This window comes from Caproiciproducens galactitolivorans (assembly GCF_026672255.1).
GTDB lineage: Bacteria > Bacillota > Clostridia > Oscillospirales > Acutalibacteraceae > Caproiciproducens > Caproiciproducens galactitolivorans_A.
In genome coordinates this window covers 148,466-171,085 of the sequence record NZ_JAPOHA010000003.1, presented here as the reverse complement: position 1 = coordinate 171,085, position 22,620 = coordinate 148,466, and the positions used below count along the sequence as shown (strand labels likewise).

Annotated in this window: 17 protein-coding genes and 3 pseudogenes; 12 read left to right on the top strand and 8 right to left on the bottom strand. The window is 44.8% G+C overall.

From position 1 onward, the window contains the following. The first annotated feature begins 109 nt into the window (after nucleotides 1–109). On the top strand, nucleotides 110–328 hold the full coding sequence (locus OUY18_RS03995) for a hypothetical protein (RefSeq protein ID WP_268057425.1): 219 nt from the start codon (nucleotides 110–112) through the stop codon (nucleotides 326–328). Nucleotides 329–524: 196 nt separating this feature from the next. Here the strand turns inward: OUY18_RS03995 and OUY18_RS03990 are convergent, their stop codons facing one another. The 5 genes from OUY18_RS03990 to OUY18_RS03970 form a co-directional block, all read right to left on the bottom strand. After that, nucleotides 525–1,205, bottom strand: coding sequence for a hypothetical protein (locus tag OUY18_RS03990; protein ID WP_268057424.1), 681 nt, complete (start codon nucleotides 1,203–1,205; stop codon nucleotides 525–527). A 458-nt stretch (nucleotides 1,206–1,663) separates the two neighbouring features. After that, nucleotides 1,664–2,875 (bottom strand): FprA family A-type flavoprotein, encoded by a 1,212-nt coding sequence (locus OUY18_RS03985; protein ID WP_268057423.1) that lies wholly within the window; start codon nucleotides 2,873–2,875, stop codon nucleotides 1,664–1,666. 35 nt (nucleotides 2,876–2,910) lie between these two features. Continuing rightward, complete coding sequence (locus OUY18_RS03980; protein WP_268057421.1) at nucleotides 2,911–4,812, bottom strand: acyl-CoA dehydrogenase family protein; 1,902 nt, start codon at nucleotides 4,810–4,812, stop codon at nucleotides 2,911–2,913. 143 nt (nucleotides 4,813–4,955) lie between these two features. Further along, nucleotides 4,956–5,384, bottom strand: a complete 429-nt coding sequence (locus OUY18_RS03975; RefSeq protein WP_268057420.1) for an RrF2 family transcriptional regulator — start codon at nucleotides 5,382–5,384, stop codon at nucleotides 4,956–4,958. A gap of 265 nt (nucleotides 5,385–5,649) precedes the next feature. Further along, nucleotides 5,650–7,044, bottom strand: coding sequence for an undecaprenyl-phosphate glucose phosphotransferase (locus OUY18_RS03970; protein WP_268057419.1), 1,395 nt, complete (start codon nucleotides 7,042–7,044; stop codon nucleotides 5,650–5,652). Between the two features lie 201 nt (nucleotides 7,045–7,245). On the opposite strand from OUY18_RS03970, the gene OUY18_RS03965 reads away from it, so the two are divergent. Then, on the top strand, nucleotides 7,246–8,442 hold the full coding sequence (locus OUY18_RS03965; protein ID WP_268057418.1) for an EpsG family protein: 1,197 nt from the start codon (nucleotides 7,246–7,248) through the stop codon (nucleotides 8,440–8,442). A 179-nt stretch (nucleotides 8,443–8,621) separates the two neighbouring features. On the opposite strand, the gene OUY18_RS03960 is transcribed toward OUY18_RS03965, so the two are convergent. Both OUY18_RS03960 and murQ read right to left on the bottom strand, forming a co-directional pair. Continuing rightward, the gene (locus OUY18_RS03960) at nucleotides 8,622–9,458 is read right to left on the bottom strand and encodes a MurR/RpiR family transcriptional regulator (RefSeq protein WP_268057417.1); all 837 of its coding nucleotides are present in this window, start codon (nucleotides 9,456–9,458) and stop codon (nucleotides 8,622–8,624) included. A 40-nt stretch (nucleotides 9,459–9,498) separates the two neighbouring features. Further along, a complete protein-coding gene (murQ, locus tag OUY18_RS03955; RefSeq protein WP_268057416.1) occupies nucleotides 9,499–10,422 on the bottom strand; it encodes an N-acetylmuramic acid 6-phosphate etherase in 924 nt (307 codons plus the stop codon). 383 nt (nucleotides 10,423–10,805) lie between these two features. Between murQ and OUY18_RS03950 the strand changes: the two genes are divergently transcribed. The 4 genes and pseudogenes from OUY18_RS03950 (at nucleotide 10,806) to OUY18_RS13850 (ending at nucleotide 14,160) form a co-directional block, all read left to right on the top strand. Further along, nucleotides 10,806–12,239, top strand: coding sequence for a PTS transporter subunit EIIC (locus OUY18_RS03950; protein WP_268057415.1), 1,434 nt, complete (start codon nucleotides 10,806–10,808; stop codon nucleotides 12,237–12,239). Between the two features lie 14 nt (nucleotides 12,240–12,253). After that, entirely contained in the window at nucleotides 12,254–13,306 is a 1,053-nt protein-coding gene (locus tag OUY18_RS03945) for a MupG family TIM beta-alpha barrel fold protein (RefSeq protein ID WP_268057414.1), read from the top strand. Between the two features lie 34 nt (nucleotides 13,307–13,340). Beyond that, nucleotides 13,341–13,598: an HPr family phosphocarrier protein gene (locus OUY18_RS03940; RefSeq protein ID WP_268057413.1), complete on the top strand. Its 258-nt coding sequence runs from the start codon at nucleotides 13,341–13,343 to the stop codon at nucleotides 13,596–13,598. 77 nt (nucleotides 13,599–13,675) lie between these two features. Next, nucleotides 13,676–14,160 (top strand): annotated as a pseudogene (locus OUY18_RS13850) (PTS sugar transporter subunit IIA). A 750-nt stretch (nucleotides 14,161–14,910) separates the two neighbouring features. On the opposite strand, the pseudogene OUY18_RS03925 reads toward OUY18_RS13850, so the two are convergent. After that, nucleotides 14,911–15,708: pseudogene (locus OUY18_RS03925) on the bottom strand (IS3 family transposase); the annotation flags it as partial. Between the two features lie 357 nt (nucleotides 15,709–16,065). Here OUY18_RS03925 and OUY18_RS03920 point away from each other — a divergent pair. The 6 genes and pseudogenes from OUY18_RS03920 to OUY18_RS03895 all read left to right on the top strand — a co-directional run bounded on the left by OUY18_RS03920 (nucleotide 16,066) and on the right by OUY18_RS03895 (nucleotide 22,516). Beyond that, nucleotides 16,066–18,825: a sigma 54-interacting transcriptional regulator gene (locus OUY18_RS03920; protein WP_268057410.1), complete on the top strand. Its 2,760-nt coding sequence runs from the start codon at nucleotides 16,066–16,068 to the stop codon at nucleotides 18,823–18,825. Between the two features lie 98 nt (nucleotides 18,826–18,923). Next, nucleotides 18,924–19,334, top strand: a complete 411-nt coding sequence (locus tag OUY18_RS03915) for a PTS sugar transporter subunit IIA (RefSeq protein ID WP_268057568.1) — start codon at nucleotides 18,924–18,926, stop codon at nucleotides 19,332–19,334. A gap of 47 nt (nucleotides 19,335–19,381) precedes the next feature. Further along, complete coding sequence (locus tag OUY18_RS03910; RefSeq protein WP_268057409.1) at nucleotides 19,382–19,852, top strand: PTS sugar transporter subunit IIB; 471 nt, start codon at nucleotides 19,382–19,384, stop codon at nucleotides 19,850–19,852. A 20-nt stretch (nucleotides 19,853–19,872) separates the two neighbouring features. Continuing rightward, a pseudogene (locus OUY18_RS03905) lies at nucleotides 19,873–20,640 on the top strand (PTS mannose/fructose/sorbose/N-acetylgalactosamine transporter subunit IIC). Then, a complete protein-coding gene (locus tag OUY18_RS03900) occupies nucleotides 20,627–21,451 on the top strand; it encodes a PTS system mannose/fructose/sorbose family transporter subunit IID (protein ID WP_268057407.1) in 825 nt (274 codons plus the stop codon). The pseudogene OUY18_RS03905 and the gene OUY18_RS03900 overlap by 14 nt, the downstream one beginning before the upstream one ends. 51 nt (nucleotides 21,452–21,502) lie before the next feature. Further along, entirely contained in the window at nucleotides 21,503–22,516 is a 1,014-nt protein-coding gene (locus tag OUY18_RS03895) for an SIS domain-containing protein (protein WP_268057406.1), read from the top strand. The last annotated feature ends 104 nt before the right edge of the window (nucleotides 22,517–22,620 follow it).

Here is a 22,620-nt window from a genome sequence, read left to right as displayed (position 1 = left end):
AGAAGAAGCCGCCTTATGTGAAGCCACGGCAGCTTTGGCCGGACTGTGAGCCGAGGTCGTTGTTACATGTTTTACGGCACTGGCTCTTTTTGCCGGGGTTTGGGTAACCTTGTGTTCCGTTGACTTTGCCGCTGTCGAAATATTTTTCTGTTGCGCGGCGCTTGTTGATGCTTTTTGTACAGCGCGGGCCTGGCTTACGCTGCTCTGCACTTTCCGGCTTGTGGTAACCGACGTAGTCTGTCTTCCGGCTGTCGTTGACGATGTAGAACGCCTGGCCGACGACGCTGCCCTTGAAGAATTCGATGCTGAACTTGACCTGCTCGTATGATTGCTTCTTGTTACGGCTCGGGAACCGGATGAACTCGCATGGCTGCTTGGCCTTGCTGCAGGCCTTGCGCTGCTCGCACTCGTATGGCTGGCCGGCCGCGACGCGGTTTTTCGGCTGGCTGGGCTTACATGATGACTTGGCGCTGACACATGGCTTCTGGATACTCTTGACATAATTTATCCTCCTGAAATTTTATTTAGAATCGTCCTGCGGAAGTGTAGGCGAATCTTTTCACAATCGTATATTGATCTTCTAAAACATAACTTCCGTCAACAAACAATTTCATTGTCCAAATGCCTTCCGGGTACTCTCTATCCGCCTCATTAAGCTGCATCCAAAACCACATAAAAACGGATGATTCCGGGTCCTTTTCATCGGCATATAACAGATTTTCCGTTGATTCATGGACTTCTCCGCGGGGATTGAACCAAACGGCGGTTATTGCATGGATTCCGGTAATATGGTTGAACTCAAACCTTGTTACAACGGATTTATCCATTGTCAGGTTGAAAGATTTTCTATTTACTACATCGGGAATTTCCGTAACGATGTTCGTTACGGAATAGTCTTCAACGTTCACTTCATATTGTTCATTGTTGTAAAGACGAAAGCCCAGATCATCTATAACGATTACAGACCATAACTCCTCCGAATCATCCGGCATATATACATTTGCCGAAGGATCATTGAGTCTGATTTCATTATTGATCAGAAACTTATACATACTGTCGCCCGGTTCCAACAGCAATTGCGTGTACCAGCCATCCTCCGATTTTTGCATGGGTTTAATCTGCTCCGAGCCTTGAATCAAAAGAATCACACTGACGTTTTGAACATCCAAATACGATGTATTTTTGAACTCCAGCCTGACATTCATTTTGCATCATCTTTCCTTTTAATAAAATTACATATTTCTTTATCGGTACTTATTTTCATATCTTTATATTTTCTAAGCAAAAATAAAAAATAGGAAAACTAAATCATTTTAAGAAAATTACGCAGAGATTCGAAGCTTTTCGGATTTTAAAGGACTGATTTTTCTGTTTTTACACTTGAGTTTAAATAAAAGGAGAGCTTGACGCCTGCTTACACAGACTCAAGCCCTTTCTGTTTGTTGAATTGGCAGACTATAAAGATCGTAATACCGGAAGGAGAAAAGACGGCCATCCCTCTCGGGCAGCCGCCTTTTTTATATTACGCTATATTCCCTATAGATAAACTGCATCGAAAACCCTCTCTTGTATAAATAAACATTTTGGCAACGGCAAAAAAAGCCGCATTCGGCCTGCATACAGACCGGACACGACTTTTATGAATTCGACACACAGGGAAGGTTTACTTTTTTTCTTTCATGGACTCGATCAGGCTGTCCGCAAGAGCTTCGACGTCCGGAAGATTTTCTTCCTTCAGAGAGGAATTCAGCGTGACTTTTTCATCGAGAACCGTCATCTTCTTCATTTGGTTCTCCAAAAAGTCCCGCATCAGGGTACCGGACTTGCAGGCCCAGGAACCATTTTCCACAATTGCAAAGGTACGGTTCTGAAGGTTCAGTGCCTTCATATCCATCAGGTAATTATGCATGGGGGGATAAATTCCGAGATTATAAGTGACCGAAGCCAGAACCACGTGGCTGTAACGGAAGGTTTCGGAAATCAGATAGGACACGTGGGTATTGGATACATCGTACACCGAAACATTTTTTACACCCTTTTCCACCAGCGCGGCGGCAAGGGCGTTCGCGGCGCTTTCGGTATTCCCGTACATGGAAGCGTAAACAATCAATACGCCTTTTTCCTCGGGTTCGTAACGGCTCCATTTATCGTATTTATCAAGGAAATACCCTAAATTGGTGCGCCAGACCGGCCCGTGCAGCGGGCAGATGATCTTGATCGGAATGCCCGCCGCCTTTTTCAGCAAAGCCTGTACCTGCGGCCCGTATTTCCCAACAATGTTGGTGTAATACCGGCGCGCGTCGTCAATCCAGTCACGGTCGAAGTTCACCTCGTCGTCAAAAAGCTTGCCGTCCAGAGCGCCGAAGGAACCGAAGGCATCCGCCGAAAACAGCACGCCGTTGGTCTTGTCAAACGTCACCAGCACCTCCGGCCAGTGCACCATGGGCGCCGCGATAAAGGTAACCTCGTGTTTGCCGAAGGAGAAAGTATCCCCCTCCTTCACCTGCTCTATGCGCCCGTCGATCGAAAAACCGAACTGACGCATAAACAGGAACGCTTTCTCGCTGCTGATGATTTTTGCGTTCGGGTAGCGGAGCAGAATTTCCTCCAGGGACGCGCCGTGGTCCGGCTCCATATGGTTGACGACTATATAATCCAGTTCCCTTCCATTTAAAAGGAACTCGATATTCTCCAAGAACTGGCGGCATACCGCCCAGTCCACCGCATCGAACAATACGGTTTTTTTATCCAGAAGAAGGTATGAGTTATAGGACACACCGCGAGGAATCGGGTGAATATTTTCGAAGAGAGCAAGACGACGGTCGTTCGCGCCTACCCAATACAGATCTTCCGTTATTTTTCTGACACTATGCATAGACAAATCCCCCTTTACAAATCATATCCGTTTTATCAGGCTTTTATAAACTGGCCTTTCTCTTCTCCGCACTCCGGGCAGATCCATTCCTCCGGGAGGGCTTCAAAAAGGGTGCCGGGTTGGACATCGTTTTCCGGGTCGCCCACGGCGGGATTGTATTCGTAACCGCAGCCGTTGCAGATATAGCGCTTCCACGCGGGGTTTTCCCATTTCGGGGCCGACCGTCTCATCTTCTTCATCAGAGGCGCGGGCTTCTTCGACTCGCCGTTGTCCAGCGCCGCGGTAAGAAGCGGCAGAACCTCCAGTACATCGCCCACAATCCCGTAATCGCAGTTCTTGAAGATCGGCGCGTTGGGGTTGTTGTTAACGGCGACGATGGTGGCCGCTTCCTTAATGCCTTTCAGGTGCTGGCCGGCTCCGGAAATACCGCATGCTATGTATAAATTCCCGCTGAATTTCTGGCCGGACATTCCCACATAGCGGTTCAGGGGCAGATACCGGAGGGTTTCCGCCACCGGGCGGGACGAACCGACCGCCGCGCCCGCCTGAACGGCAAGCTTCCGGATCAGTTCCATATTTTCAATCTTTCCGATTCCCTTTCCGGCGCTGACGACCCGATCCGCTTTGACAATCGGTGTATCGATATCGATTCCTACGGTGAAGTCATAGCCGTCCGCTTTCAAGGCCTCTACCAAAGCGTCCACCCGCTCCGCCGCGGTTCCATCCTTATAAATGATCTTCTTTCGCACACCCGTTACCGGTTCCGCCTTTACCCGCGGAACATCGCTCTTCGGCATTTTCCCAATGATATGGGACGCAATGACGACCCGCTGAATCTCGTTTGTCCCTTCGTAAATGCTGCAAATTTTCGCGTCACGGTAGGCACGTTCCACTTCCATGCCTTTCAGGTAGCCGCTGCCGCCGAAAATCTGGAGCGCGTCGTTTACAATTTCCAGACAGCAGTCGGACGCGTACTGCTTCGCCATGGCGGACTCCATGCCGTAAGGCTCATGATTTTCTTTTAACTCCGCCGCGCTGTAAACAAGGAACCGCGCCGCGCGCAGCTTCGTTGCCATATCGGCCAGCTTAAAAGAAATAATCTGCTGCTGGCAGATGGGTTTCCCAAACTGAATACGTTCCTTCGAATACTCCAGTGCGCTTTCAAAAGCACCCTGTGCAATTCCGAGCGCCTGCGACGCGATGCCGATGCGTCCGCCGTCCAGCGTGGACATGGCAATCCGGAAGCCCTGTCCTTCTTCACCCAGCAGATTTTCTTTGGGAACTTTCACGTTGTTAAAAATCAATTCCGCAGTGGATGAAGACCGTATGCCCATTTTATCGTAGTGATCGCCAAATGTAAAGCCTTCCCAGCCCTTTTCAACAATAAAGGCGCTGATGCCGTGTGTTCCGATATCCGGCGTCGTAACGGCAAAAACAACATAGGTATCGGCGACCGGCGCATTCGTAATAAAAATCTTGCCGCCATTTAAGACGTAATAATCCCCTTCCAGAACGGCGGTCGTCTCCGTACCGCCCGCGTCGCTTCCCGCATTCGGTTCAGTCAGACCGAAAGCGCCCAGCTTTTCCCCTTTGGCGAGCGGAACCAGATATTTCTGCTTCTGTTCCTCCGTACCGTAGGCAAAAATCGGCCAGGAACCCAGGGATACGTGGGCGGAGAGAATAACGCCGGTGCCTCCGTCCACACGGGACAGCTCCTCCACGGCGATCGCGTAGCTGCCGATATCCAAGCCCATACCGCCGTATTGCTTTGGATACGGAATTCCCAGGAGCCCCATCTGCCCCATTTTTTCGACCACATCCGTTGGAAAAGCGTTTTCCTTATCCATCTGGAATGCGAGGGGCTTCACCTCTGTCTGCGCGAATTCCCGGATTTTTGTGCGGAAAGCTTCCTGTTTCTCTGTCGCTTTATAAAGCATACAATTTCCTCCCTTGACGCAAATTATTCTATTTGAATGAAATATAGAGCAAACGGAATTTCGATTATGCTCCAATATACTTGATAATTTTTATCCACTTTAATTTTAAAAAATATAGGACAAAGAGAAGACAAAATTTTTCACTATTCGCTGTCAAAGACCATCTGGTACAGGCTGTGCGCGCGAAACTCTTCATCCAATACCCGCTGAATCTGCAAAAGCTGCTTGTTCACCCTGCATTCCGGGCTGTTTTTCTGCCGCCATTCGCACTGATATCCGGGCTGCATGCACGCACTGATATAATTATCGTCTTCCATGATTTGCGTTAGATCATAAAGACTCACCTTCCGAAGATCCGCCGCCAGCCGACAGCCACCCTCCGCCCCCCGGGTAATCCGAACGATTCCCGCGCGGGAAAGCTTTTTCAGAATTTTATAAGCAAACTGCTGCGGAAGCAATTCCCGCCGGCAGATATCTTTAGCCGTCGCCTGTTCCCCGTTTGAAAGCGCGCGCAGGATGCGCAGCGCGTAATCCGTCTCTCTTGTAATCAGCAGGTTTGCTCCCTCCTTCACCGAATTTTCCTTTTTGTAATTCTTAATATAGCATTCTGGATAAATTTTGTCAAGTATAAATGTTCTAAATTTATCCAATTTTATTTTTAGGCTTATACTTACTAAATGATTAACATACTCGAAAATTTAATTCTCGTAAAAGCAGAAAAGGAAACGGCAGTTGATGCCGTTTCCCCTTTTTCTTGAATGAACTTATAGAGGTTATTCGGAGCTCTTTAGATAAACACGGCGGGGTTCAAAAAAACTTTATTTAATTTAAACCCCGCTATATTTCCTCGCTATGATTCACAAAGCCTTTAAAAACCGTGAGGAACAGAATTTTAATATCTAAAAGGAAAGTCCAGTTTTCAATATAGTAGATATCACATTTGATGCGTTCCTCGATGGATGTGTCGCCCCGCCAGCCGTTCACCTGCGCCCAGCCGGTAATTCCGGGCCGCACCAGATGCTTCAACATATACAGAGGAATTTCGTCCCGGAATTTGTCCACAAAGAAAGGACGTTCCGGGCGCGGGCCGACTAAGCTCATGTCCCCTTTCAGCACATTGATGAGCTGGGGCAGTTCATCAATGCTGCATTTCCGGATGAAGGAACCGAATTTCGTCCGGCGATCATCATCTTTCGTGCCCCACGTCGTCATATCCGAATGCCCATCCTCCATTTTCATGGAACGGAATTTGTACATTTTAAAGGGATGTTTATTCCGTCCGATACGCTCCTGTTTGTAAATAACCGGTCCCGGGGAGGTAAGTTTTACCCCGATGGCGGTAATCAGCAGGATCGGCGAAAACAAAATAAGGGCGAACAAGGAAGCCGTTATGTCTAAAAGCCGCTTGCAGAAGCTGTTCAGCATATTGTCGAGCGGAATTTTACGGATATTAATAAGCGGCATGCCTTCCACTTCATCGATATACGGCTTTGTAGGAAGATATTTTGTATAGAACGGGAGCAGGTTTGATTTTACTCCCGCTTTTTCGCAAACTTCAATGATATTCCCCAATTCGGAAAATTCATTAAAATCAAGCGAAATAATGACTTCGTCAATCCCCTTTTTTTCAAGGAGCGAAGGCAAGGTTCCAAAACCGCCTGCATAAGCAATTTTCCGCCCCGCCGTGTTCACCTTGCTGTGGCTTAAATAGCCTACGAAATCATAACCGAGATTGCGGTTGGAACCCACTTTATCATAAAACTCCGCAGATACTTCATTCCAGCCTACCAGCAGGAGGTGCTTTAAATTGTATCCCTTCGCCCTCATTTTCCGCAGTATTTTTCGCAGCGCAACGCGGCTTAATGAAGTCAACAGGATATTGATGAAGCCATACAGGATGATTACCATTCTGGACACATGGACTTCTTTTAAGAAAAACACCAGAACAAAGATAAATATGACGCCGATAAAGTTTGATTGAAAGATCTTTCCGATCTCTGAAATTAGAGATTTATGCCGAAAGGAATCATGCAGATTAAAATAATTGTAGATTAAAAAATAGGCCGGAATAATATACAGCATCAATTTCAGATAATAGTTCAGTCCAATATAAAAAGAACCGTGGTAATTAAGAAAATGGAACAAAAAGGCAAGCACGATCGACAAGAAACAAATCCCGGCATCGATGACAGCCAGAATCGCATTGAATATTTTTTGATTTTCTTTTATCATTGAAGTTTCCTCAATCTATGTAATTATTTTACTATATTCTATAAGATTTTGTTTCATATGGCAAGCGCAATCGGAAGATAATTCAACCGAACTGTTTCAATAATTCTTGTGCATTTGGGGGTTCAATGCTATAATAAAAAAGTTAATTGGAAAATTTATTGAAAATATATGGTTCTATCCAAATAAGAAAGCAGGTTCATTATGTTCGCTTATAATTTACTTTTGCTATTTACTGTTCTTTTCGGATTCGGCGTTTGTGAAATTAAAAAGAGTAAAACCAATAACATTATTTTTTTATCTGTTCTTTCCCTGGTGATGATTACGATGTCGTATCTGCGCGCGGGTTCCGTGGGCATTGACTACAAACAATACGCGGATTATTTTACGCAGGTTCGCAACGGCGGCTGGTCGTTTCTGATCAGCAGCGCAAACGGATACCGCATTGAGCCGGGATACAGCCTATTAAATTATTTTGTTTCTTTATTTACAGCCGACGTACATATCTTTATGTTGTTTGTTTCCATTCTTGCCGTCGGCTTAACCGCCGTTCTGCTGTACAAATATTCTCCTATTCCGTGGATTGGGATGTTCGTATTCATTTCCTTCGGCTTTTTCGGCAACTCGCTCAGTTTCCTGCGGCAGTCCATTGCCATTGCGATTTTCCTGTTTGCGGTACATTTCCTGAAGGAAAAGAAGCTGATTCCTTATATTCTGATCGTTTTGCTGGCAGCCAGCTTCCATAAAGCGATGATTATTATGATTCCCGTTTACTTTATCGCGCATATAAAAGTGAATTGGAAATCCCTGACCGCCTACGCCGCGATTACCGCACTGATCATGGCTCTGTCATGGCCGCTCTTTAATTTCATTACAAAATATGTTTACCAGTATTACGCCACACAGGAAGGCCTTTATTACATGCTGGGCCGCGACTGGCAGACCGCAACGATTCCCGTGATCACAACCATTACGATCCTGATTGTGAAAAACTTCATTCTGAGACGGGACCCAAAAAATGTGGTATTAATCAACTTTTCCATCTACTCCGGGCTGCTTTACATCATGACCTGCCAGCATTTCCTGTTCCAGCGATTCGGCATGATGTTCTTCACCTCCGCGATTCTGCTGGTTCCTGAGCTACTCGCAAGCGTCGGCGTGGAAAGCGTGCAGACCGACGGGAACAGCGCGGAATCCCTGAAAGCCTATAAGAATAAAGAGCAAAAGAAAAAGGCGCTGCAGGAGCGCCGCCAGACGCAGACCCAAATCAATACGCACAAATACATTTACTATTACGCAACGGCAGCCGTGCTGTTTGTAGGCTTTATATACCATGTATGGATTCTAACGCAGAACCGGATCAACTTAATCCCTTATGTAACCTTTCTGACTCAGAAATAAACTTCTTACTAAATAAAATTACAGCCTTGGCTAGTGTATAGCCAGGGCTGTTTTTTTGAGAATGCCTTAATAGGATACTTCCTTCATCATGGAATCCCGTAATAAAAATGAATGCGGCAATCAGGGCAAAGGATACATAAAAAAAACCTTTTCCGATATGCCAAAATCAAAGATATTTGTTATTTTAAGCGCTGAATAACCTGCTTTGTTTTTACCAGATAATCCTTCGTCCTGTCCATCTTGTTTTTCGCAAGCCCTAAATAAAGCAGATCGGTTACGATAAGGGATGCGTTGCGGGAAGCAATGGCGCCGAGGCGCAGTTCCCTTTCGTTCGTCGGAATGTAAAGTAAAATATCCGCCAGCTTGGCAAGCTGGCTTTTTTTAAATTGTGTGATCGCTATGGTTTTCGCGCCGATTTCCTTCGCGTACTGCATGGCCGTATTTACTTCGTGCGTTTTTCCGCCGTAGCTGACGGCAATGGCGGCGTCCTGCGCGGTCATGTGCGCGGCGGCGGCGAGCTGATCATGGAAATCATTATGGTAGACGGCCATACGGTTGATCCGGGTTAATTTCTCCATTAAATCCATGCAAACGATTCCGGAACCGCTTACGCCGAACAGATAAATATTGTTGCAGTTCAAAAGGACGTCGACCGCCTTTCCCAAAGCTTCCACATTGATCAGCCGATACGCCTGGTTCTGAAGCATTTTATTCAGGTTTTCCGCCTTTTTCACGACCGTTTCCATGGAGTCGTTTTCGTCGATCATATCATCGAAATTGTTAATTTCCGTCGGATTATCCCTTGCAAGGTCCACCTTCAGCGCGGTAAACCCGCGGTAGCCGAGCTTATGGGAAAAGCGGATTACGGCGGAAGGAGAAACGCCGATCTGCTCCCCCAAACTCTGGGCGGAGCTCAGCACCGACTCGCTGGAATGCTGCAAAAGATAGTCGGCAATTCGATTTTCCGTCTCGGTGTAGCTGGGCATACCTTCGCGTATTTTATAAATACAACTCATAATTTTTCACCTCATCCATTTCAGAAGGCGGACAGATCGCTCACGTGGCATCCGGCTGATGCTCTTTTAAGGAATGAATTGCGCGGGAAATATTTCCGCCGTTCCGGTTCAGCAGAGCTTCGCAGTCTTCGCGCGAAAGCCCGGTAATCGCCATGCAGATGGCAATCTTTACGTTCAAACCGCTTGCTTCCCAATATTTTTCCGCATTTTCCTTATCACACCCGCTGCTCAGTTCGATAATCCGTTTGGCGCGTTCCACCAGCTTCGCATTGGTCGCCTGCACATCCACCATCAGATTGTGATATACCTTTCCATACATTATCATAAGCGAAGTTGAAATCATATTCAATATCATTTTCTGCGCGGTTCCCGCTTTCATTCTGGTAGAACCGGTGATCACTTCCGGCCCGACGACGGCCTCAATCCCCACCTTTGCGTGCCGGGAAATTTCAGCGCCGCGTACGCAGCTGATCGCGCCGGTAAAAGCCCCGGTTTCATTCGCGTAATCCAGCGCACCCACCACATAAGGCGTCCTGCCGCTCGCGGCCAGGCCGATGACGGTATCTTTCTCCGTAAGATGAATGTTCTTGAGGTCTTCCCTGCCGAGCCCGGCATCGTCTTCCGCTCCCTCCTTCGCCTTGATCAGGGCGTCGAATCCGCCCGCGATCAATCCCTGAATCATTTCCGGGTCAATCCCGTAGGTCGGCGGGCATTCGCTTGCGTCCAGCACACCCAGCCGCCCGGAGGTGCCTGCGCCGACGTAAATAACACGCCCCCCCTTCTGTAATCTTTTAAATGCCTCGTCAATCAGTTCCCCGACGGACGGAATGACTTTCTCAACCGCGTAAGCAACGGATTTATCTTCTTTGTTAATTGTTTGGAGTATTTCGATTGTATTCATCCGATCGATCTCTTTTGTGTCGGCGTTTATTTTTTCGGTGTCAAGTGTATCTAAATCAATCATTGCTGTTTATCTCCCAACGCTTTAATTTATATTAACTATTATATATGAATAAAATAATAATTCAATAACATTTGACAAAATAGTAAAATTTAATTTATAAATTTGATTTGTTTCCATTCATTTGAATTAGAAAGAGGTCGGGTATTTTGATAAAATTATCTGAGCGTATAGGCAAATATTTTATGGATAATCAAAGATATATAGCGATATTCTATTCTAAACTGAAGTTTTTAGAAATGTATAATGAAAGAAAATTTTATAATTTCCACTATTTTTTTAAAATATTATTGACATAATTTTTATTATATGTATAATCTATTACTAGAAAGAGTGGAATACTTTCGAAGAATGAACGGTGAATCACTGAGAGGAAGGGAAAGTAAATGGATTATCAAAAAACAGCACAGGATGTTCTGCTGGCCGTTGGAGGAAAGTCCAATGTCAGCGCCAACGCAGCTTGTATGACAAGACTTCGTGTAGGAGTTTTCGATCAGAGTAAAGCGGATATAGCCGCGCTGAAGAAGATTGACGGCGTTATGGGTGTGGTCGAATCGGGTACGATTCAAATCGTTTTCGGGCCCGGAACGGTAAATAAAGTAGGCGCGGCGTTTTCGGAACTTACCGGTCTGGCGCTTGGAGCCGGGGAAGCCGAAGCAGATGTAAAATCCATCGCACAGGAAAACAAGGGAATCAATAAAGAAAAACACAACGGACCGGTTCAGCGATTCCTCAAGCGAATCGCAAATATTTTCATTCCGCTTCTTCCCGGCATCATTGCGGCCGGTTTAATCAACGGTATTACGAACGTTATCAACGTTTCTTCCGGCGGCGCGCTTAGCGGTACCTGGTGGTATGAATGTATCCGTACCATGGGCTGGGCGCTTTTCCTCTATTTGCCGCTGCTGGTTGGAATGAATGCCGCGAAAGAGTTTAAGGGTTCTGCGGTTTTAGGGGCGCTTGCGGGTTCCATGTCTGTTGCCAGCGCTACGATGCCTTTACTGACAAAGTTCCACAATGCGGATGTACTGCTTCCGTTAACCGGAAAAGTGTTTAACCCGGGCGCCGGCGGTTTGCTGGCCGCACTGATTGCAGGAATTTTCTTCGCGTATCTTGAAAGATGGATTCGCAAGTGGATGCCGAATATTCTGGATACGTTTTTTACCCCTTTGCTCACTGTAATCCTCGGCAGCCTGTTTGCCTTAATCGTCATTCAGCCGATCGGTGCGTTCCTTACAAACGGAATCTATTGGGTGCTGAACTTCCTTTATAGTTCTCTGGGCGTTTTGGGCGGATATCTTCTTTCCGCGGGCTTCCTGCCTTTGGTAACGCTGGGTCTGCACCAGGCGTTAACCCCAATCCACGCCATGCTTAACGACCCCGCAGGACCGACGCAGGGCATAAACTATCTGCTTCCCATCCTGATGATGGCGGGCGGCGGCCAGGTTGGCGCGGGCTTTGCTCTGTACTTGAAGACAAAAAACAAGAAACTGAAAAGAATGACAAGGGATTCCCTGCCGGTTGGTATTCTTGGCATAGGCGAACCGCTCATGTACGCGGTTACCCTGCCTCTCGGCAAACCGTTTGTCACGGCATGCCTTGGCGCAGGAGTAGGCGGAATCCTCGCTTCCCTGTTCCATCTCGGCACGGTTTCTCAAGGCGTGTCCGGACTTTTCGGCCTTTTGATCGTGGTACCGGGGCAGCAGCTGCTTTATGCCGTTGCCATGATCGGAGCGTATGCCGGTGGATTCCTGCTCACCTATTTCTTCGGGGTGGATGAAGACAGAATCAATGAAGTATATGGCAAAGATGAAAAGTAACAGGAGAAATATGGATGAATCAGTTTGGAATTTCTCTCTATCTGGGCACAGGCTATGAAAAAAACAAAGAAATTATCGCGAAAGCCCGAGAGGCAAAGATAAGCTATGCATTTACCTCTTTACATATTCCGGAAGAAAGCGTAAACAATTACGTTCAGGAGGCGGAAAAGCTGCTTGCTTTGTGCAAAAGCAGCTCGATCTCTCTGATTGTGGATATCGGCCCGAGAACGCTTGAAAAATTGGGATATGCGAGTTTTGCGGATTTAAAGCAGACCTCGATTTCCCATCTGCGCGTTGATTACGGATTTACTTATCAAGAGATAATGGATTTATCCGAAAATTTTAATATTGTATTCAACGCCAGCACCCTCCGCGAGCAGGACATACGCGAGCTTCAAAGACGGAATGCGGATTTCACCCGGTTCAGCGCCTGTCATAATTTTTACCCCAAGCCGTTAACAGGATTGTCCCTTGAGAAAACACGAAGCATGAACGACAATCTGCGCAGGCTTGGGATGACGACAATGGCATTCGCAGCAGGGGATAAAGAACTGCGCGGCCCCCTTCACATGGGTCTTCCAACGGTGGAAACAAGCCGCGGCACCGGCGTACTGTTCAGCATGCTTCAACTGATAAAGGACTGCCACACAGATATCTGTCTGGTGGGCGACATCGACATCAGCGACGAGGCGTGGCGTGGTGTTAAAGAATTATCGGAGGGATACGTCAGCCTGAAGGCCGAAATTGATCCTGAATATCGTTTTATCACGGATGAAATCCATCATGACCGCCCGGATTCCAGCGAATATGTCATCCGTTCGCAGGAATCCAGAGCCTATGCGTCACAGGGGAAGCTGTTCCCCGCGCAAAGCGTCAAACCAAGGGGCAGGGGCAGTATTTCCGTCGGGAACGAAGGCTATCTTCGCTATTCGGGCGAGTTAGAAATTGCCCGAAGAGATTTGGAGCCGGAACCGAAAGTCAATATTGTCGGACAGATTGACGAGGGCTCGATGCAGTATCTCGATTATATTACCGACGGCATGGGCTTTCGGCTGATCCAAAAATAGAAATAAGAAAAACCTATAAGGAGAATACTTACAAATGCAGACATTCCAGTATACAATAAAAGACGAGGTGGGCCTGCATGCGCGCCCGGCAGGAATGCTGACAAAGTTCGCGCAGGGATGCAGCTCCGATATCAAGATCGTACTGAACGGCAAAACAGCGGACGCGAAGCGCCTGTTTTCCGTTATGGCCCTCGGCGCAAAGAAGGATCAGAAACTCGTATTTGAGATAATCGGCGCACAGGAGCAGGAAGACTGCGCAAAGCTGCAAGAATTTTGCGAACAGAATATTTAAAAAATTCACAGCGCCCGATTTTCCGTACATTTCGGAATCGGGCGCTGCAAAAAAACCACTATCGGGGGGAAATCGTAATGGGGTTATTCCATAAAAAAGCTTCGGAGAAACACAGCATCATGGCTCAGCAGACCGGCCGCGTAATTCCTTTGGAAGAAGTGAAGGACCCGGTTTTTTCACAAAAAGTATTGGGAGACGGAATCGCCATTCTGCCGGAAAGCGGGGATGTTTTCGCGCCGGTGTCCGGAAAAATCGTTCAGATTGCCGATACCCTGCACGCTGTCTGCATTGCCGGGACGACGGCGTTGAACTGCTGATGCATCTTGGGCTGGACACCGTAGAGCTGAAAGGACAGGGCTTTACCTGCTTTGTAAAGGAAGGCCAGCATGTTTCCGTGGGCGACCGGGTCATCAGGATGGACCTTGAATTCATCCGTCAAAACGGATTGGAAACGGTATCCCCCTGCATCATTACGAATCCGGACCGCGTGAAAGATCTTTCCACGCTTTCCGGAAATGTGGTTGCCGGCGAAAACGCAGTCATCAATTACCGCATCTCATAATCCCTCCTTTTGGGGAACAGCGGGGCATGGATAAGAATACAGAAGCTTTCTGTTTCGCCATAATGCTTTTAAAATTGCAAAGTTTGTCGGTTCATGCCGAACGGCGGCTATGGCGATACGAAAGGATTCAGCAGAGCCGAAATGGATTATTTCCTATTCAACCAAAGAAACGCGCCGGAAGTTCCGGCGCGTTTCTTTGGTATTCTGGTTTAATAAAAACGCAGGGACAGGTGTATTGCCACCTGCCCCCTTATATGGAGTTTAGCCTCCATACGCAACTGATATGTGTTATTATAGCATTGGTTCCCATTTTTGTAAAGGGGTATTTTCCAATTTACAATTTTTTTAATAACTTATAAGTCAATCCTTCTTACTTCAATTAGAATACTGCTGCGCATAAAGGAAAAAAGAGTCCCCCCTCTGTTTTCGATGCAAAGAACAGCCACACCTGCCTTTCAATGGGAATAGTTGGATTGGATTTTGGCATATGTACAATCGTATTGCTACAGCAAGTATTTCTTAAAATAAATGAAAATTCATGATTGACAAGAAACATAGAATAGATATAATTAAATTGAGATATTAATTAATTCAATTTATTTATATAGGTTTGGTGTAAAATGAAAAAATTAAACAAAGGAATCAATCAGGATACCATTCAGGGTTTCAACCGGTCACTCATTATCAGTTTGCTTCGTAAGCAGGGCATGTGCTCCTGAAATGACCCCAAAAAGTTAGACAAATATTTATTTAAGCAACCGAAAGGGCTTGATGTCTGTGCTGAGCAGGTGTCAAGCCTTTTAGTTTTGCCTTAATTCGGCGATTGTTGTAATAGTCCAAATAGTCAATTAATTCAGCTTTGAAATGTTCAAGAGAATCGAATTCTTGCAGATAGAACAATTCACTTTTTAGAAAGCCAAAGAAGTTTTCCATGACGGCATTATCTAAACAGTTTCCTTTGCGGCTCATACTTTGGCGAACACCCTTCGCTTTGAGCTTGCGCTGGAATTTCTTGTGCTGATATTGCCAGCCCTGGTCGGAATGGAGGATTAGGTTTGTTCTGTCCGGAATCTTCTCAAATGCACTTTCAAGCATTGTGGTAACCATAGACAAAACCGGTCTGTCAAAGATTGTATAGCTTACAATATCCCGACTGCATAGGTCGAGAATTGGCGACAGATAGAGTTTCTGCCCAAACAGACTGAATTCCGTCACGTCCGTAACCCACTTCTGATTCGGCCCTTTTGCTTTAAAATTACGCCCTAACAGGTTCGGTGCAATCTTTCCAACTTCTCCCTTATACGAACGATATTTTTTCATTCTTACACGGCACGAAATCCCAATTTCTTTCATAAGGCGCTGAACCGTCTTATGATTGATGCAATACCCTCGGTTATGTAACTCTAATGTAATTCTCCGATATCCGACGCGTCCTTTGTTTTCAGTGTAGATGGCAGTGATCTCTTCCTTGATTTCACTGTATTTATCCGGTTCTGTTCTTCGCTTAGCGTAGTAGTAATATGTACTGCGCGGTAGACCAGAAACCTTTGGTTTGTTTTATGCGGGTATCCAAAACTTTAGTTACCCCCGTCACCGGGCATTATAATAACACCACAATTGCAGGATGATTTGACTGCGATTGTGGTGTTTTTTTGCTGTCTTTTTACCGGTTCAGCCAGGAACTCAACCGGAAATTTACAATAAAATAGTGGCGATAGTAAAGAATCTTTGTCTATTTTAAGAGAATTTATTCGACAATACTTGTGATATATAGCTTATTATGTGTTTTTTAATGGTTAGTGTCTAAATTTTTAATTTAATATTTACTAAAACATCGTTGAAAAATATAATGTGTTTTGTTATCTGGTGTAGAAACAAAACATGACTTTGAATGGAGGGATTCAAATGTATGTAAGCACAAAGGATGAACTACTAAATCATGTAATGGAGCTTACAAAAAATTTCAGTCCAAAAAACATGGATGTTTTTACAGCAAATAATATCTCTGAAAAAATTGGGATCAGCCGCAATCTGGCAAGCCAGTATTTAAATGAACTGGTAAAAGAAGATAAACTGTTAAAAATCAATTCCAGACCGGTTTATTTCCTCCATAAAAGAGTCATCGATGGAAATTTTGAAATCAGCATCGACCGCAACGTATTTATGAGCATGGACGAATTCACGGATCAGCTGAATACGGGAAAGAGTGAATTGAAAAATTTTCAAAAAGCGGTCGGCTATAACACCGGGATTGCCTACTGCGTGGAGCAATGTAAAGCAGCTATGAAGTATCCGCCCAACGGCCTGCCGATCCTGCTGACCGGCCAGAGCGGAACAGGAAAAAGTTATTTGGCCCAGCTGATGTACGAGTATGCGGTGGATGAAGGAATTATTGAAAGCAGCAGCCCGTTTATTTCCGTCAACTGTTCGGAATATGCCAATAACCCCGAGCTTGAAACAGCAAATCTGTTTGGATACAAAAAGGGCGCTTTTGCCGGCGCGGAGAGGGATCATAAGGGATTAATCCAAAGCGCAGACGGCGGTGTTTTGTTCCTTGATGAAGTGCAAGGCTTAAGCCCGGAATGTCAGGAAAAGCTTTTCCTCTTCATGGACAAGGGAATCTATCATTTATTAGGTGAAAACAGCGTCAGGAATCACGCTAAGGTAAAAATTATTTTTGCAACTACCAAAGATCCGAACGAGGCGCTCCTGCGCACATTATTGCAGCGTATTCCGATCATTGTAAAGCTTCCCGCTCTTGATGAACGTTCCATGGAAGAAAAAGAAGAGATGATTATCGGCTTTTTTAAGAAAGAAGCAAAACGGATTCACCGGGAGATTTTCATCAGCAATAAGGTGTTCCAGACTTTAATGAATTATACATTTTCCGGAAACATCGGACAGCTTAAAAACTGTATCTGCACTGCTTGTGCCAATGCGTTTCTGCACAGCGAAACAAAACAGCAGACTTTGAATATCTATTTATATCATCTTCCGGAATACGTGTTTCCCTCAGCAAAATTGAATACAGATTTAAGTAATCAGGAAGAAAAGTACATGATTAATCTCTATGGTGTAACGCCGAACAACACCATCGATAAAATTACAGCTTTTTATGGCTCTGTTCTTAACAACTACGAAGATTACAAAAACCTGAAAATTGATTTCAACCAGATGCTGGAGATTCAATTTGCCAACCTGAACAGCTATTACGATTATCTTGCGTTTGAAAAGCAATATACCGACCTTAAAATTAAGGCCATTGAAAAAGTCATGGAAGATATCTGCGAATTTGTTGCAGACAAGTATAACATTCAGCTTCTGAGCAACTGCAGTTTTATCATGTCCAGAAGCATTTATACGCAAATGCAGGTGAATCCGGAAATAAAGCTGTGGGAAGCAAAGCGGAATACACTGATCGAAGAACTGGCCAAGTTCCTTGGGGAAAAGCTCCCGAAAGAATATATGGTTGCTGCGGAAACCGCGGCGCTTATTAAACAAAGTCTCGACATCTCGCTGAGCAGCATGGGGCTGATTCTGTGCCTGCTGAATGTAAAATACTATAACGCGGGCGGCCATATCAACGATTTAGAGGGCATTATCATCTGCCATGGTTATTCAACGGCAAGCAGCATGGCGTCAGCCGCAAATAAACTGATTGGCCAGCACGTATTTGAAGCGATTGACATGTCGATGGATACCCATACGGGTGAAATTGCAAAACGGCTGAAAAAGCATATTCAAAAGTTTAATGTCATTCGTGATTTCATCCTGCTTGTCGATATGGGCTCCCTTGAAGATATCGGAAATGAAATGAGCGATATTCCAAACATTAATATCGGAATCATCAATAATGTTTCAACGCGGCTTGCAGTTGATGTCGGCTATAAAATCTGTGAAGGCAAGGATATGGAAAGCATTTTGAAATCCGCGGGTGAAAATATGACGCCTGCCTACAAAATGATTATTAATCAGAAAAAGGAAGAGGCCATCATTTTCACCAGTGAAACCAGCACCCATACCGCGGAAAAAATGGCGGAACTGTTTCTTTCCAGTCTGCCCGGCAGCATTCCGATTAAAATTATTTCCTATAACAATTTCAAGCTCATACAGAACAGCGGCGAGGACGGCATCCTGAAAAAGTACCATGTTCTGACGATCATCGGGACATCCAATCCAAATATTCAGGGAATTCCGTTTATTGCATTGGAAGACATCATATCGCTTAAGGAGATTAAACAAGTCAATGCATTCCTGGTCCGGTATTTTACACAAGAAGAAATCCAGCAGTTTAACCGGAACATCCTGAAAAACTTTTCACTGCAGAATGTCATGCAGTATCTGACCGTTTTAAATGCGGACAAGCTTCTGGACTATGTTGAAGAGGTGGTTAATCATCTGCAGCAGTTAATGGGCAAAAAGCTGAGCGGTGAAACGATATTAGGCATTTATGTGCATTTGAGCTGCCTTGTGGAACGCCTGGTAACGAAGAATCAGCTGGAGACGCATCTTGATCTGGAAGGCTTTGAAAGCAGCCAGCAGTTATTTATTAAGCAGATGAAGGAAAGCTTCAGCGTTATCACGAATCACTACGGAGTCGAAATCCCCGTGAGCGAAATTGCCTATATTTACGATTATATAGCCAACGACGAGTTTGAAAAATGATTCAAGTAAGAAGTGACTTTGTGATATTGATCCGCAGATCGACCTTTCAATCAAGTAATAAACGAAGCAATTATTCAAAAAGGAGATGATTCATTTTGGTGAAATTTATGCTGGCTTCCCACGGCACCTTTGCAGAAGGAATCAAAAGTGCTTTGGAGCTTATTTTAGGGAAGCAGCCGAATGTAAGCACGATTTGCGCTTATGTTAACGGGGAAAATGACGTGAAACCGCGTATTAAAGACTTTATTGAACATATTCAGCCAGACGAAGAGTGGATTATTGTTACAGACGTGTTCGGCGGCAGCGTAAACAATGAATTCATGAATTACCTGCGGAATCATCGAATTCATTTGGTTTCCGGTATGAATCTGCCTCTTTTGGTCGAGCTGGTCACGAACCCATCTGAATCGGCTGAGGATAAGATTCAATCCGCTTTAGAAGTGGCAAAGGAGGAAATAAAATACTGTAATCAGTTACCGGCAGATTCTCAGAACGATGAGGATTTTTAAAAGGCAACATACTGCATAGTAAACCGCGGCATAAGGAGGTGAAAGCAATGATTAAATTATTAAGGGTGGACCATCGCCTGATTCACGGGCAGGTTGTTTTTTCATGGACATCGTTCCTACAGGCGGACTGCATTCTTGTTGCATGTGATGCCGTTGTGAATGATGAAATACGGAAAACAACAATGAAACTAAGCAAACCCAATGGAGTCAAATTGGTGATTAAGGGTATTGATGCTTCCGCGGAAGCCATTAATTCCGGAAAAACTGATCCCTATAAATTATTTATCGTAGTGGAGTCGATTGCGGACGCGGAAAAACTGACTGCAAAATGTCCCCAAATAAAGGAGGTTAACCTGGGAGGAGTAAAAAAGACAGACGACAGAAAGCGGCTGAGCGCAGCGGTTTATGCCAATGATGAAGAAATTGAGCTGATCAAAAAAATGATCAGCAGGGATATTAATATCGAAATCCGGCAAACTCCGAGTGACAAGGTAATCAAAGCGGAAAAGGTGATCTAAATTTAAAAGGGGGAGAATTTATGACAGTTGTAGTACAAGCACTATTAATTGGATTGGTTGCCGCATTTGGGCAATTAACATATTGGTCTGGGACCAGTATGATTGATCGTCCTATCGTCTTGGGGCCGCTTGTGGGATTGGTTTTAGGGAATCCCACACAAGGCATCATTATAGGTGCGACTCTTGAGTTGTTCTTTGTTGGGGCTGTTTCCGTCGGTGCTTACATACCGCCGGATATAATAACGGGAGGAGTTTTGGCTACGGCTTTTGCAATTTCTACGTGAAAAGGCACAGAGGCCGCCATTGCTCTTGCTCTTCCTATTTCCATGCTGGCTTTGGTGTTTGTAAACCTGGAAAGTGCCATTATTGTACCTATGCTGGGAAAAATTGCGGACAGATATGCTGAAAAAGGCAATTGTAATGGTGTTGATGCCATGCATTATTTGAGCGGTACCATCATGGTAATTCGCAGCGGATTAATTTGCTTTTTAGCGTTTTGGCTCGGCAGCGCCAAAATGCAGGAATTTCTCAACATCATTCCAAAAGTTGTTACAGACGGCATGACAATCGCTACGGGTATTTTACCAGCGATCGGTTTTGCACTGCTTGCCAAAATGATTATGAATAAAAGCGTTGTCCCGTTTTTTTTCCTTGGCTTTGTCCTTTCCGCTTATTTACATATCCCGGTAATCGGAATTGCAATTATCGGTTTAATCATGATTTTTATATGGATGCAATTACAGCCATCACAGTTTGCGAAGGAGGTTCCGGAAGATGACGACTTCTAATAAATCCGTAACAAAACACGACCTCAAAAAAGTGTTTTGGCGTTCAATGAGCATGGAATATTCCTGGAATTATGAACGCCAGATGCACATGGGATTTGCGCACATGATGATTCCCATATTGAAAAAATTATATAAAAACGACCCGGAAAAGCTTTCCGCCGCGTTAAAGAGACATCTGGAGTTCTTCAATGTTACTTCTGCTTTATCGCCGTTTATTGGCGGTATCACGGCAGCTATGGAAGAGAAGAATGCAAATTCGGATGATTTTGATACTACCTCCATTAATGCGGTTAAGGCATCTTTAATGGGCCCGCTTTCCGGTCTGGGAGATTCCATTTTCCTTGGAACTCTTCGCGTCTTAGGAACGGGGATCGGCGTTTCTCTTGCAGTGAAAGGAAATATTCTTGGCCCCCTATTGTTTTTATTGATTTACAATGTACCTAATTTCCTCACGAGATATTTCGGCGCTATGAAAGGTTATCAGCTGGGTACCAATTTCCTTACCAAAATTCAGGAATCCGGGTTAATGAGTAAAGTTATGTTTGCTGCCGCGGTCCTCGGCGTTATGGTAGTTGGTGGTATGTCAAATTCCTTGGTAACCGTCAGTACGCCCATTACATTTGGTGTCGGAAAAGCCATGACGAAATTACAGGATATTTTGGATGGCATAATGCCTGGTATGTTGAGTTTGGGTTTTGTATGGCTGTTTTATTATCTAAACAGTAAAAAAGTTAATGTAATCTGGATGATTCTCGGAACGATCATTCTGGGAGTGATCTGCGCAGCCGGTGGCATTTTTACAGTAGCATAGCAATAATTAGTAGCATAACAATAATTATAATGATAATGGAGGAAAAATTGAATGTTAAAATTTAACGAAGCAGAATACAGGAACAACTGTAAACTTATTCTGGACACTAAGGAACAGATAAAAAGCGTTGCTGACGAAGTAACCGCACAGGGCTTTAAAAATTTGTTTCTCGTTGCGGTCGGGGGAACCAGAGCAGTTATGCTCGAAATTGGGAAAATTTCCAAACAGCTTACGACACTTCCAGTTTATATAGAGCAGGCAAGCGAACTTGTTTTGGAAGGAAATAAGAACCTGTCCAAGGATTCTATTGTAATAACGATGTCTAAATCCGGTGATACAAAAGAAACAGTAGCAGCGGCAAAATGGTGCAAAGAGCAGGATATTCGTGTCATTGCTGTAGTGGGTTCAGAAAATTCACTATTGCAAAAATACAGTGACTGGTACATTCCGAACAGGGCCAGTAATGATGAAGTGGAGTTTGAATATGTCCAGCTTCTGCTTCTGTTTTTCAGATTGCTACATAATCGCGGGGAATTTGATGCCTATGATAAGCTGGCTGAACAACTGGAGCATTTCCCTGATGATTTGGTGAAAGCAAAAGAAAAATTTGATCCGAGAGCAGCGGAAATTGCCAAGAAATATTATTCTGAACCCTACATAATGTTTATCGGCGGAGGAGAACTATGGTGTGACGTTTATCTTTTTTCCATGTGTATTATGGAAGAAATGCAGTGGATAAAAACCAAGTCTGTCACATCGGCTGAATTTTTCCATGGAAGCCTTGAGCTTGTGGATGACAGCGTATGCGTATTCCTTGTTAAGGGCGAAGGAAAAACCCGCGCCTTGGATGAAAGGGCAGAAAGATTTTTAAAAGATCACACGAAAAAACTTGTCGTGATCGACACGAAGGATTTTGCACTGGATGGTATTGACGAAAGTTTCCGCTGGTTCCTGGCTCCGTTGATTACAAGTACTATTTTGACGGAGAGGCTTTCTATACATTTTGAAGCGAATACAAAGCATGATCTGTCTTATCGGCGTTATTACCGTCAATTTGATTATTAATTCGTAAAGCAAAGCCCTATTTTATCAACTTACCATAAAATATGTGTGTGCTTCTACAATAAAGCACACACATATATTTTAATTAAGACTTTACGGGCGGCTTA

Excerpts from the sequence above, each read along its gene's own strand:
- OUY18_RS03895 (WP_268057406.1), top strand. The coding sequence starts at position 21,503 with ATGTTAAAATTTAACGAAGCAGAATACAGGAACAACTGTAAACTTATT.
- OUY18_RS03960 (WP_268057417.1), bottom strand. The coding sequence starts at position 9,458 with ATGAGTTGTATTTATAAAATACGCGAAGGTATGCCCAGCTACACCGAG.
- OUY18_RS03945 (WP_268057414.1), top strand. The coding sequence starts at position 12,254 with ATGAATCAGTTTGGAATTTCTCTCTATCTGGGCACAGGCTATGAAAAA.
- murQ (WP_268057416.1), bottom strand. The coding sequence starts at position 10,422 with ATGATTGATTTAGATACACTTGACACCGAAAAAATAAACGCCGACACA.
- OUY18_RS03900 (WP_268057407.1), top strand. The coding sequence starts at position 20,627 with ATGACGACTTCTAATAAATCCGTAACAAAACACGACCTCAAAAAAGTG.
- OUY18_RS03920 (WP_268057410.1), top strand. The coding sequence starts at position 16,066 with ATGTATGTAAGCACAAAGGATGAACTACTAAATCATGTAATGGAGCTT.
- OUY18_RS03985 (WP_268057423.1), bottom strand. The coding sequence starts at position 2,875 with ATGCATAGTGTCAGAAAAATAACGGAAGATCTGTATTGGGTAGGCGCG.
- OUY18_RS03990 (WP_268057424.1), bottom strand. The coding sequence starts at position 1,205 with ATGAATGTCAGGCTGGAGTTCAAAAATACATCGTATTTGGATGTTCAA.
- OUY18_RS03965 (WP_268057418.1), top strand. The coding sequence starts at position 7,246 with ATGTTCGCTTATAATTTACTTTTGCTATTTACTGTTCTTTTCGGATTC.
- OUY18_RS03970 (WP_268057419.1), bottom strand. The coding sequence starts at position 7,044 with ATGATAAAAGAAAATCAAAAAATATTCAATGCGATTCTGGCTGTCATC.
- OUY18_RS03980 (WP_268057421.1), bottom strand. The coding sequence starts at position 4,812 with ATGCTTTATAAAGCGACAGAGAAACAGGAAGCTTTCCGCACAAAAATC.
- OUY18_RS03910 (WP_268057409.1), top strand. The coding sequence starts at position 19,382 with ATGATTAAATTATTAAGGGTGGACCATCGCCTGATTCACGGGCAGGTT.
- OUY18_RS03950 (WP_268057415.1), top strand. The coding sequence starts at position 10,806 with ATGGATTATCAAAAAACAGCACAGGATGTTCTGCTGGCCGTTGGAGGA.
- OUY18_RS03940 (WP_268057413.1), top strand. The coding sequence starts at position 13,341 with ATGCAGACATTCCAGTATACAATAAAAGACGAGGTGGGCCTGCATGCG.